The organism is Pseudomonadota bacterium (assembly GCA_039193195.1).
Classification (GTDB): Bacteria; Pseudomonadota; Gammaproteobacteria; order Steroidobacterales; family JBCBZW01; genus JBCBZW01.
In genome coordinates, this window is the sequence record JBCCWS010000001.1 from 270,386 (window position 1) to 281,971 (window position 11,586).

Here is an 11,586-nt window from a genome sequence, read left to right on the forward strand (position 1 = left end):
GTCGGTGAGCGAGGCGCGAAGCACCATCACGGTGGTCGCCGCCGTCTTGCGTGACGGTCGCGGAAGGGTGCTGTTGGCCGAGCGCCCGGCCGGCAAGGAGATGGCGGGTAAGTGGGAGCTGCCCGGCGGCAAAGTGAAGCCAGGCGAATCGCTTCACGAGGCGCTCGCTCGCGAGCTAGAGGAAGAGCTCGGGGTACGAACCTTATCGAGTCGACCGCTCCTACAGCTGGCTCACGACTATCCCGAACGCCGTGTGATACTGCACGCTCGCGAGGCGCGCTATGGGGGTGAACCGCGCTCGCAAGAAGGTCAAGCGCTGCGTTGGGTAGACCTGACCGACGCGGCTGCGTTTGCAAGGCTGAATCTTCTGGAAGCGGATGGCCCGATCGTTACCGCCATGCGCCTACCGGCCCGTTATCTGATTACTCCGCCTCGGCTGCCCCTGGGCGATGTGGAGGCCTTCCTCACGCGTGCCGCCGAGGCAGGTATTCGCCTCGTCCAGCTGCGCCAACCCGACACTGATCCGGCTTACCTTGGCGCGCTGTGCGCTGCCTTCGACCGCGTTGTAGGGGAGCGCTCGGCGCAGGGGAAGGTCAGTCCCACTTGGCTGCTGGGCGGAGATCCAGCGCAAACGCAAAAGTTAGCTGATAGGTCTGCAACCGTCGCCGGTCTACACCTGCCGGCGCGTTTTTTGGCGCAACTGCCTCACCTGCGAGAGTCTGCGGATCGGCGAGGGTGGCAGCTGATGTGTTCTTGTCACGATCCCGGCGAGCTCGCTGCCGCCAGCTCAGGAGGGGCGGACGCGGCGGTGCTTGGGCCGGTCTTGCCAACGCCCAGCCATCCGGGTGCGAAAGCGCTCGGTTGGGCGGGGTTTGCGCAGTGGGTGACGGATCTTCCGCTGCCTGTATTCGCAATCGGCGGTATGGACGATGGGCTTCTCACTGCCGCCTGGGAGGCGGGTGCCCAAGGTGTGGCGGGCATTCGCGGCGTGGCGCGGGCGAGCACCTAAGCGCTTCGCTTAGTCGCCGTGGGGGCTTCGGGGAGGAGTCAGCGGCATTCCGTCCTCATCGAGAGCTGGATCGCCCGCAATACGGTGGCTCTCCTCGAACCACTCTCCGAGGTCGATGAGCTTGCAACGTCGACTGCAAAATGGGCGATGGGGAGAGGCTTCGCTCCACTCCACTTGAGTCTCGCAGGTTGGGCAGGTAACCAGGGCGTGCGCCATCGCCGTGGACTCAGCAACAGGCGAGCAGGAAGTCGACGTCGTCCGTCACCATCTCCGCTCGGTGGGTCATGCCTCGCCACTCGCGAAAGCGCACGGTGAATCGGTGCTGGCTGCCGCTGATTTCGGGGTAGCGAAGGCTGTCTAGGGGCAGGCCCACGCGCACTAGCTGAACCGTCGTCCCCTTCTCCAGGGGTTGCTCGTATAGGCCGCCGCTCGCCGTGCGCGGGCTAGCGTCCGCGCCTTCGCGCGTCAGCCACACTACTTCCTTGATTGCCTCTTCCAACGGTCCTAGGTGGGTGAGCCAGTAGTCGAGGTCACCGCTGCGCTCGGGGTAGGGACGGGAAGACCAGTGCTTGAAGTCCGGTAGATCGAACTCGCAGGTGCCGCCAGGGATGGCGCTGCGCATGTTGATCGCGCTTAGAAACTCATTGGCACGTAGTTCGCTGAGGAAGCGATCCCCGGCTTCTCCGAGGACCGTGGCGCAGCGCTGCACTCGCTCCAATAGCGTGCGCAGGCGCGCGTCGTCGACGCCGGGGAAGGCGCGGAAGCTCTCGAGCTTCTGAGCCTGCCGATCGAGTTCCTTGAGCACGTCACTGCGGCTGTCGCCCCGGTTGAGGATGGCGAGTGTCTCGAGCAACGCCCCGATCGCGCTCCGGCTATGCCACGCATCCTCGCCCCGTGCGAAGAAGCGGGTCTGACGGAACAAGTAGTCGAGGCGCAGAAATGTACGCATGCGCTCAGTGAGCGGCAGCTCGTAGGTCACGCTCTCACTGGCCTCATCGAGGCCGGAAAGATGCGTAGCAGCGTGTGACATGCGCTATTTGTACTCCACGTCGTGCGGCACGGCAATAAAGCTTGCCGCGCGACTCACCGACCGCGCGCTCTAGCGAGCACCGTGTACTGCGCGTGGAGGCGAGCGACCTCCGCCTCGAGATCGCGAAGGTCACCGTCATTTACCAGTACATCGTCGGCGATGACCAAGCGGGACGCTCGGGTTGCCTGTGCCGCCAAAACGCGACGCGCCGCTTCCTCCGTCGCGCCGTCGCGGCGCATCAGTCGCTCGAGCTGCGTGTCGGGATCGCAGTCGATGACCAGCACGCGGTCGACGCGGTCCACCGCGCCCCCTTCCGCCAGGAGTGGAATTACTACCACGCAGTAGGAGGTTTGCACTCCTTCGATCTGCCCGCGTGCCGCTTTCCAGATCCGCGGGTGCAGGATTTCCTCCAGGCGTCGGCGAGCCGTAGCGTCGGCGAACACGATCCCGCGCAGGCGAGCCCGATCGAGGGCGCCGTCGGGTCGCAGGACGCGCTCGCCGAATGCCTGCACGACCTCGCGCAGGCCCGCCGTGTCCGGCTCGACCACCTCTCGGGCGAGCACATCCGTGTCGATCACAGGCACGCCCAAGCGGGCGAAGTGATCGCTGACCGCAGTTTTTCCGCTGGCGATACCGCCAGTGATACCGATCTTCAGCGCCCGGGTGGGATTGTCGTCTGGCGGCGTCATCCTTGCGCCCTTGAGTTCTGTTAGCGCAGGTAGAAGGCGGTGAGCTGCTCGCCGTAGAGCATTGCGAGCCAGCCGGCGGCGGCGAGGAAGGGGCCAAAGGGCATCGGCTTGTCCCGCGACAGCTTGCCGCTCGCGATCAGGGCGACGCCCACGATCGCACCGACCACGGCCGACAGCAGCACGATTAGCGGCAGGGCCAACCAGCCGAGCCATGCACCCAAGGCAGCCAGTAACTTGAAGTCACCGAACCCCATGCCTTCCTTGCCCGTGAGTAGCTTGAACCCCATGTAAACCGACCACAGGCTGAGGTAGCCTGCGATCGCGCCTGTAATCGCAGATGCCGGACTCAGGGCAAGCGCTTCGCGGCTCACCTGACCCCCTCCCCACAGGCTCACGAGCAGCGCTGCCCAGAGCAGTGGTTGAGTGATGCTGTCGGGAAGGTAGGTCGTGTCGAAGTCGATTAGCGCTAGGGCGAGCAGGGCCCAGGTAATCCCCAGTGCCAGGAGCATCTCCGCGGAGGCGCCGAAGCGAAGCGCGACGAGTGCGCTAAGGGCAGCGCTCGCCAGCTCCACCAGGGGGTAACGCACGGAGATCGGCGTCTTGCAGGCGGAGCAACGGCCGCGCAGGAGTAGCCAGGAGATGACCGGGATGTTCTCGACGGCGGTGATTTGATGTCCGCAGGCTGGGCAGGCTGAACGGGGGACGAGCAGATTGTAGGGCGCCGAGGGCTCGGCGCTCGGGGCCTGGCCCGTGAGCTCCGCGCATTGCTGGCGCCAGTCGGTCTCCATCATGCGCGGCAGGCGATGGATCACCACGTTCAGGAAGCTGCCGACCAACAGACCGAGCAGCGTGACGGTGCTGACGAGAAGAGCCGAGTAAGCGGCGAGCAGCTCGATAAGGGCGCTCACCGCTGAAGGTGATTCAACGATCGGCCAACGACTTCTCCCATTAGCTCACCACCGAGGCCATCTTGAAGATCGGCAGATACATGGCTACGACCAGGCCGCCCACTAGCACGCCCAATATCGCCATGATGAGAGGCTCCAGCAGGCTCGAGAGGCTGTCTACGGCGTTGTCCACGTCCTCTTCGTAGAAGTCCGCTACCTTGGCGTCCATCTGGTCGATGGAGCCGGACTCCTCGCCGATGGAGATCATCTGAACCACCATATTGGGGAACAGCTCTGTCGACTCCATGGAGCGATACAGGCGTTGGCCCGTGGCGACCTCGTCGCGCATGCGCAGAATGGCGCTCTCGTAGACGTGGTTGCCCGAGGCCCCGGCCACGGACTCCAAGGCTTCGACCAGGGGAACGCCGGCGCTGAACATGGTCGAGAGCGTGCGCGCGAAGCGCGCGATGGATGCCTTACGCAGGATGGAGCCGAAGATCGGCATGCGCAGGGAAAGCACATCGAGGAAGACGCGCAGACGCTTGGAGCGTTTCTTAGCGAAGAGGAATCCCCACACGGCGGCGCCGCCGCCGAAGAGCATGCCTAGCCCGCCGGGGCCGCGCACGAACTCCGACGCGGTGATGACCATCTTGGTGAAGGTGGGCAGGTCGGCGCCAAAGCCCTTGAACATGTTCTCGAACTGGGGAATCACGAAGATCAGCAGGATCGCCGTGACCACCAGGGCGACGACCAACACCGCCATCGGGTAGAACAGGGCCTTCTGAATCTTCTTTTTGATCGCCTCGGTCTTCTCCTTATAGGTGGCGATCTTGTCGAGCAGCGTCTCCAGGGCACCGGCCTGCTCGCCCGCTTCGACGAGGTTCACGAATAGGTCGTCGAAGTAGAGCGGGTGCTTGGCCAGCGACTCGGCGAGGCTCGTGCCGCCTTCCACGCTTGCCTTGATCGAGAGCACCAGCTTTTGCATCGCCGGTTTCTCGTGGCCGTTGCCGATGATCTCGAAGGCCTGCACCAGCGGAACGCCGGAGGTCATCATGGTGGCTAGCTGGCGTGAGAACAGCGCGATGTCCGTGGTGGTAATCGTGCCCTCGGACATGGGCTTGCGCTGCTTTCGAATTCTCGACGGCAGCACGCCTTGGCGGCGCAGCTCCGAGCGGACAGCGGTCTCGCTGGCGGCGATGGTCTTGCCCTTGACGCGGTTGCCGCGGCGATCCTTGCCCTCCCACAGGAAGGGGATCTGCTTGACGGTAGCGGTCTCAGCCATGTGTACGTTGCTCTCGCGATTGAGTGTGCTTGAGGGCTCAGCGGCCCAAACGATCAGTCGACGGTGACGCGGTTGATTTCTTCGAGACTCGTGATGCCGGCCATCGCCTTGTTCAGGCCGGCGCGGCGCAGGTCGTCCACGCCCTCGGCGCTGGCCTGATCGGCGATCTGCATAGCGTTGCCGCCTTCCATAATTATTCGCCCAATAGTCTCACTAACTGGCATCACCTGGTAGATACCCACGCGTCCCTTGTAGCCGTCGGTGCACTTCTTGCAGCCGACGGGTTTGTAGAGGGTGAAGTTGGGCGAATCCAAATCAGCCTCCGTGAAGCCCTCCTTGAGAAGGGCCTCGCGGGGGATATCGAGCTGTGTCTTGCAGTGCTCGCAGAGGCGCCGAGCCAGGCGCTGGGCGATGATCAGCGTCACCGAGCTCGCGATGGCGTAGGGCTTGACGCCCATGTCGACCATACGAGTGAGGGTCTTCGGCGCGTCGTTCGTGTGCAGCGTGGAGAGCACCAAGTGGCCTGTTTGCGCGGCCTTGATCGCGATCTCCGCCGTTTCCAGGTCACGAATCTCACCCACCATGATGATGTCGGGATCCTGACGCAAGAAGGCCTTGAGCGCCGAGGCGAAGGTCAGGCCGACCTTCGGGTTGACGTTTACCTGGTTAATGCCAGGGAGGTTGATTTCCGCCGGATCCTCCGCCGTGGAGATGTTGCGATCCTCGGTGTTGAGGATGTTCAGACCCGTGTAGAGCGAGACAGTCTTACCGCTACCCGTTGGGCCGGTGACCAGGATCATGCCGTAGGGCTTGGAGAGCGCGTCTTCGTACAGCTCGCGCTGGTGGTCCTCGTAGCCGAGCATCTCGATGCCGAGCTTTGCGCTCGAGGGATCGAGGATACGCAGCACGATCTTCTCGCCGAACAGCGTCGGGCAGGTGTTGACGCGGAAGTCGATCGCGCGCGTCTTGGACAGGCGCATCTTGATGCGGCCGTCCTGCGGCACCCGACGCTCGGCGATGTCCAGGCGAGACATCACCTTGAGGCGGGCCGACACTTTACCGGCGAGCTGGACCGGAGGCGTCGCCACCTGCTTCAGCACGCCGTCCTGACGAGTGCGCACACGGAAGATCTTCTCGTAGGGCTCGAAGTGGACGTCCGACGCGCCCTTTTGGATGGCATCGAGCAAAATTTTGTTAACGAAGCGCACGATAGGCGCGTCTTCGACGTCATCGCGCGTGACGTCGTCCTTTTGCTCCTCATCAACGCTGTCGACCTCGAGGTTATCGAGATCTAGATCGTCATCGCCCGAGGGTAGGATGCTGCTAGAGTCCGCGGCCTCGAGCGCGCGGGAGAGATGCTCCTGAAGCTTGTCGTCCTCCACCACCACGGCTTCGACGCTGCAGGCAGCGGCGAACTTGATTTCGTCAATGGCCGTGAGGTTGGTGGGATCGGAGATGCCCACGAACAGGCGCTTGGCGCCGCGCTTGAGCAGCGGCAGCACCCGGTGCTTGGTCAGCAGATTCTCCGGAACCTGCTGAACAGTCTGGATATCTACCTCCATGGCGTCCAGATCGAGCAGGGGCACGCCGAACTCGCTGGAGGCGGCAATAGCCAGATCACGAGGGTCGGCGAGCTGGTGCTCCACCAGGTAGCCGACAAGCGTCTTGCCCTTGTCCTTGGCCGTCTGCACGGCTTCCGCAAGGGTCGCCTCCTCGACGATCCCTTCCTGCAGGAGACGCCGCGGAAGGCCGCCCAGACCGGCGGTGTTTGCACTGGAGACTGCCAAGCTCTCGCTCCTGAAGACCTGAAGGGTCACGGGCCGTAACGCCCACAACACGCGCCGAGCAGTTTAACGCAGCGCGCGGGGGCATCCTGTGACCTTTATCGGCAACTCGCGCTACTTAGTAAGGGAGAGCGACCTATGTCAAGTGACGCCGCTCGTTAGTTGGGCCACAAGCGGCTCAGCGGCAGTGGGCGGGAAGCAGGGCCGAGGGCAGATCGCTGCTGGAACAGCTGTAGGCGAGATCGCTGCCCAGAGGCTCGCCGGTGAACGCGAGGTCGCCTTCGGCCTTCGCGCCAAGTCCCACGGTGAAGACCACAATGGCCTCGGAGCCTGTCCACGTCAGCGTCGTATCGGCGCCGAGGTACTGGCTCTTCGCCGCGGAGAGGTTGATGCCAGCATCCGCGGGTCTTCGGGGATTTCGCCGTTGATGTGGAACCATTCACGGCAGCAGGTCGACGTCGCGGCGCGCGAGCTGCACCACGTCCGCCAACTTGGCGCGGGTCACGAAGTTCGCGCACTGCGTGTTGGCCAGGCTGGCCAGCAAGGCGATGACAGCGACCACTGACCATCAGCTCGATGGGCGTAAAGCCGCGAACACGGCCGATTGAGGGTGCAAGCGCCTGAGTCGCCACGGGATCCATCCCTAACCGATTCTTGTTTTTCCTGTGCTCACCGCCGGGGCGGTGGTTGGCCTCGCGCCACTTGGATCCTCATCGTCGCGGATCGTGTCTGGGCCACTTTTCGCCGCCGAGTCTACTCAGTTTCGTCGGATGGGCCAGCGTCTTTCCAGCTTCAGAGAGCAAAATGCCCCTTCGGCGAGGGGCATTTTGCAGGTGCGTTCCCGGGCCACGGGTGGCCCGGGAACCGCGCCAGAGGTTGCAGGAGGCTTAGGAGCCGCCGGCCACAGTCTGGCAGCTACGGGGCAGGTACTTGTTGGCAATCTCCGGCGACCCAGCTGCGCAGCTCCAGGTGAAGGCCTGGCCAGCGGCGAGCACTTCCGGTGGGGGCGGGGTGAACTCGATCACGCCGCCGCGGACGTCGGCGCCCACGTTGCTGTTGGCCATGGTCACGGTGATCACGCCGTCGCCGTCGCCTACCGTCAGCGTGTCGACATACTGGCCGGCCGGTGACGTGAGGTTGAGCGTCAGCGCCTCGACGTCGGCGGCGGTCGGGTAGGCCCCGGTGGTCTGACGGAACTCTGCGATCGCGGTCTTGGCACCGGTCACGATGGTGAATGCCTCACCCACCTGGGCGCGCTGGGTGTAATCCTGGTAAGCCGGGATAGCGATGGCGGCGAGAATGCCGATGATCGCAACCACGATCATCAGTTCGATGAGGGTAAAACCCTTTTGGACGTTCTGCATGGATGTCTCCAATTTGTGTGTGCAGCACAAAGTGCGTTGTTAGCGCTCAAGCGGCATCGCCGCCCGATGAACCAGTAGCAATAGGCATGCCAGAAATCCCGGAGCCCATACTAACTGCATGTTTCGTATGGAAGTTGGGGTGGATCTGGCTGCCGGGATGCGCCCGTGAGCGCCGCCTCAGGTGGCTTGAGCTGACGCTCTACGTCGTCGACCGACAAAAATCGTCAGCTAAAGCTTGGTCCATATGGTAACGGAACTTGATTCGGTCAAATAACAGGACGCTTCCCGACGACAGCTAGCGCCGCACAGTACCGTGTGCCGTCGCTTTCGGCGTTAACTGTTGTCACCGAGGCCAAGCGTCTTCATGCGGTAGCTCAATTGGCGCAGGGTCAGGCCGAGCGCTTGTGCGGCGCGGGTCTTGTTGCCGCCCGTGCGCTGCAGTGCCTCCTGAATCGTGCTGATGGCGACCTCACGTAGGCGCGCTTCGAGATCCCCTCCGCCAGGCGTCTCCACCCGCAGCTGTAAGTCGTCGGCATCGATCTCGTTGCCCGAAGACAAGGTGAGCGCCCGCTCCAGAATGTTCTCCAGCTCACGCACGTTGCCGGGGAAGGGGTAGTTCAGCAGGGCGGTGCGCGCATCCACGGTCATGTCGGGCGAACGTATGGCGCTCTCGCGCGCCAAGCGCGTCAGCACGTGCTCGGTAAGCAGCAGCACGTCTTCGCCGCGGTCGCGAAGGGGCGGTACGCGCAGCTCGATCACGTTGATGCGGTAGTACAGATCCTCGCGGAACTTGCCGTCGGCGACCAAACCCGACAGTTCCCGATTCGTCGCACTAATGATGCGCACGTCAACGGGTTCCTCGCGCGAGTCGCCGATAGCGCGCACGGCCTTGCTCGCAATGACGCGCAGGAGCTTCACCTGCATATGCAGGGGGAGGTCCGCAATCTCATCGAGGAACAGGGTGCCGCCCTGGGCCGTCTGAAACAGGCCGAGCTTGTCGCTCGTCGCGCTCGTGAAGCTGCCCTTCTTGTGGCCGAAGAACTCGCTTTCCATCAGTTCGCTCGGGATGGCGCCGCAGTTGACCGGGATGAAGGGCTGCTCGGCGCGTGGGCCGCTCTCGTGGATGAGGCGAGCCACCAATTCCTTGCCGACGCCCGCCTCGCCGTAGATGTGCACGGGGGCCTGCACCTTCGCCACCCGCGCGATCATGCGCTGCAGGTCTAGCATGGGCTCCGACTTGCCTAGGAGTTTCGTTGTAGGACGCTGTTGATCGCTGCTCGGTGAGACGCGCAGGGCAGTGTTCACCAGGCGTCTCAGCTCATCCAGCTCCACTGGCTTAGAGACGAAGTCGAAGGCGCCCAGCTTCAGCGCGTTGACCGCCGACTCCACATCGCCGTGGGCGGTAATCACCGCAACGGGCAGATCTTCATGGTGCATGGCGATGCGCTCAACTAGTTCCAACCCGCTACCGTCTGGAAGGCGCAGGTCGGTCAGGCAGAGTTCGAAGTCCGTTTGCTTGAGGGCCCGCGCCGCACCGGCGAGATCGCCTGCTACGCGGGTTTCCACATCGAGACGCTCGAGGGTGAGGGCGATGAGCTCGCATATGTCGGGCTCATCGTCGACCACCAAGGCGCGGGGTCTGCGACTAGTGGCGCCCATAGGGCCCTTCCTGCAGCCAGCGATCTGGATCGGCGAAGGTCACTCGGAACACCGCGCCAGGCCCTCCACGGGGCGTGTAGGCGAGTGCGCCGCCGCTGCCCTCGCATAGCTGGCGAGCGATGAAAAGGCCAAGGCCGGTGCCCCCGTGGTGGCTCGTGAAGAACGGTTCGAACATACGTTCTACCGCATTCTGCTCGACGCCAGGTCCGTAGTCGATGACTTCCAGGTACGGGCGGCGGCTGCTCGAGACCCGTCCCGTGCGCAGGTGGATGCCCACCCCATCGGCATTGGGCGCGCCGTACTTCAGGGCGTTGTCGCAGAGGTTCCACGTCACCTGATGGAGGTGGGTGGGGTCCATGCGAACATCGATCGACCCGTCGTTGTGCAAGGTGCATACGGCACCCTCGTGCAGCTGATGGGAGGCCGCGTACTCGGCGGCGAAGCCATCGACCCAGTCGGTCAGTGCAAAGCGCTGTACCTCTGCCAACTCATGGCGCGGGCGCGACAGCTGCAGCACGTTGTCGACGATGGAACTGATGCGCTTCGCGTTCTGATGGATGATATCCGTGAGGCGTTGGTCGCCCGTGGCCAACGATGGCGATTCCCCCAGCAGCTGGGCTGCATGGCTCATGGCGCCTACAGGGTTGCGGATCTCGTGAGCGATGCTGGCACTCAGCCGTCCGAGGGCTGCGAGCTTGGATTGTTGCGCACGCTCAGCGATCAAGCTTTGGTCTTCGAGAAAGATGAGTAAGGCGGAGGGCCGGTCGCGGCCGAGTTCGGCGATCTGTGGCAGCAGCATGGCGCCGCCGTCTGGGCTGGCCAGCATTGACGGCTGCGATCGCAACCGAGCTGGGTCTTCACGCCATGCATCAACCACAGTTTGCAGGCGTGGGGAGAAGTCCGCCAAGCGGCGGCCGACAGCCGGTCCTTCCACATCGAGCGACTGCATCGCGGCGCCATTGATCAGGCGGATCTGGTCCAGCGAGTCGACCACCACCAGGCTCTCGCGCAAGTGCTGGATGACGTAGTCGTTCAGCTCCGCCATGTTGGCCAGGTCGACGCCGCGCCGGCGGGCGAGGTCCTCACTCTCACGCAGGCGCGTCGCCAACGGTTGTGCGGCCAGGGCCACCACGAACAGGGTCGCGCCTAGCAAACCTGTGGACATGGAGTTGGCCGCGCCGGCCGGCCCGCTCAAGGTGGCGATACCGTACTCGGTTAGTAGGGCGATGGCGGCCACGGCTGGCAGTACCCCTACCTGGCGTCGTTGCATCAGCAGGGAGGCGCCGCCGATCGGGACTACCAGGAGGTTGCCCAGCCCCGATGCGATCCCGCCGCTGGCGTACACCAGCGTAGCGATCGCCAGGATGTCGCCCAGCACCTGCAGGTAGACTTGGGCAGAAGGCGCAGGCTCGCGCCGTGCGATCAGGTAGACCGAACCTACGGCGAGGATCAGGTAGAGCAGAATGGTGACCAGGAAGAGCAGCGGGGCGGCGCTGCCGACTGCTCGTGGCCCGGTCGGCAGATAGAACAGTGCCAGGAGCAGCACTACCACGAGCAGGCGAAAACCGTTCAACAGCGAGAGGACCCGCCATTGAAAGTCCGTGGGACCGTGCGGCACCTCGGCGGCGTCGAAGCCGACAGGGGTCGCGGCCTCGGAGGCGACGGCGCTGGGCTGGACGTGGTCTTGATTCAAGCGTGCTCCGAGCAGCGAGGGTGGCAGGAGCCCATCAGTAAACCGCCCATGCTGGTCGAGTGCACGAGCAGGCGTTGCGCACCACGTCACGGTAACGCGGGCGAGCGCCCAGAGGTGAGGCGAGTCCACTCACTGCGTAGATCCGAAGGGTAATCGTTACGCGGCGAATGATATGATGCCGGGCTCCAT

At 64.1% G+C, this 11,586-nt stretch carries 12 protein-coding genes; 1 reads left to right on the forward strand and 11 read right to left on the reverse strand.

The features are described 5' to 3' along the window. The first annotated feature begins 4 nt into the window (after positions 1-4). Positions 5-1,009: a Nudix family hydrolase gene (locus AAGA68_01150; GenBank protein MEM9383640.1), complete on the forward strand. Its 1,005-nt coding sequence runs from the start codon at positions 5-7 to the stop codon at positions 1,007-1,009. A gap of 9 nt (positions 1,010-1,018) precedes the next feature. Here AAGA68_01150 and yacG read toward each other — a convergent pair whose 3' ends face one another. The 11 genes from yacG to AAGA68_01205 all read right to left on the reverse strand — a co-directional run bounded on the left by yacG (position 1,019) and on the right by AAGA68_01205 (position 11,397). Further along, positions 1,019-1,225 carry a DNA gyrase inhibitor YacG gene (gene yacG, locus AAGA68_01155; protein ID MEM9383641.1) on the reverse strand — a complete coding sequence of 69 codons (207 nt, stop codon included), beginning with the start codon at positions 1,223-1,225 and terminating at the stop codon, positions 1,019-1,021. Positions 1,226-1,235: 10 nt separating this feature from the next. Then, positions 1,236-2,039, reverse strand: a complete 804-nt coding sequence (zapD, locus tag AAGA68_01160) for a cell division protein ZapD (protein ID MEM9383642.1) — start codon at positions 2,037-2,039, stop codon at positions 1,236-1,238. A 53-nt stretch (positions 2,040-2,092) separates the two neighbouring features. Next, complete coding sequence (gene coaE, locus AAGA68_01165; protein ID MEM9383643.1) at positions 2,093-2,728, reverse strand: dephospho-CoA kinase; 636 nt, start codon at positions 2,726-2,728, stop codon at positions 2,093-2,095. A gap of 20 nt (positions 2,729-2,748) precedes the next feature. Continuing rightward, positions 2,749-3,636, reverse strand: coding sequence for an A24 family peptidase (locus AAGA68_01170; GenBank protein MEM9383644.1), 888 nt, complete (start codon positions 3,634-3,636; stop codon positions 2,749-2,751). Between the two features lie 40 nt (positions 3,637-3,676). Next, positions 3,677-4,897, reverse strand: a complete 1,221-nt coding sequence (locus AAGA68_01175; protein ID MEM9383645.1) for a type II secretion system F family protein — start codon at positions 4,895-4,897, stop codon at positions 3,677-3,679. Between the two features lie 53 nt (positions 4,898-4,950). Beyond that, positions 4,951-6,684 carry a type IV-A pilus assembly ATPase PilB gene (gene pilB / locus AAGA68_01180; protein MEM9383646.1) on the reverse strand — a complete coding sequence of 578 codons (1,734 nt, stop codon included), beginning with the start codon at positions 6,682-6,684 and terminating at the stop codon, positions 4,951-4,953. 175 nt (positions 6,685-6,859) lie between these two features. Beyond that, a complete protein-coding gene (locus tag AAGA68_01185) occupies positions 6,860-7,120 on the reverse strand; it encodes a hypothetical protein (protein MEM9383647.1) in 261 nt (86 codons plus the stop codon). Beyond that, complete coding sequence (locus AAGA68_01190; protein ID MEM9383648.1) at positions 7,121-7,243, reverse strand: hypothetical protein; 123 nt, start codon at positions 7,241-7,243, stop codon at positions 7,121-7,123. 325 nt (positions 7,244-7,568) lie between these two features. Next, positions 7,569-8,045 (reverse strand): pilin, encoded by a 477-nt coding sequence (locus tag AAGA68_01195; protein MEM9383649.1) that lies wholly within the window; start codon positions 8,043-8,045, stop codon positions 7,569-7,571. 333 nt (positions 8,046-8,378) lie between these two features. After that, positions 8,379-9,704 carry a sigma-54 dependent transcriptional regulator gene (locus AAGA68_01200; GenBank protein ID MEM9383650.1) on the reverse strand — a complete coding sequence of 442 codons (1,326 nt, stop codon included), beginning with the start codon at positions 9,702-9,704 and terminating at the stop codon, positions 8,379-8,381. Further along, on the reverse strand, positions 9,691-11,397 hold the full coding sequence (locus AAGA68_01205) for a HAMP domain-containing sensor histidine kinase (protein ID MEM9383651.1): 1,707 nt from the start codon (positions 11,395-11,397) through the stop codon (positions 9,691-9,693). The genes AAGA68_01200 and AAGA68_01205 overlap by 14 nt, the downstream gene beginning before the upstream one ends. Between the last annotated feature and the right edge of the window lie 189 nt (positions 11,398-11,586).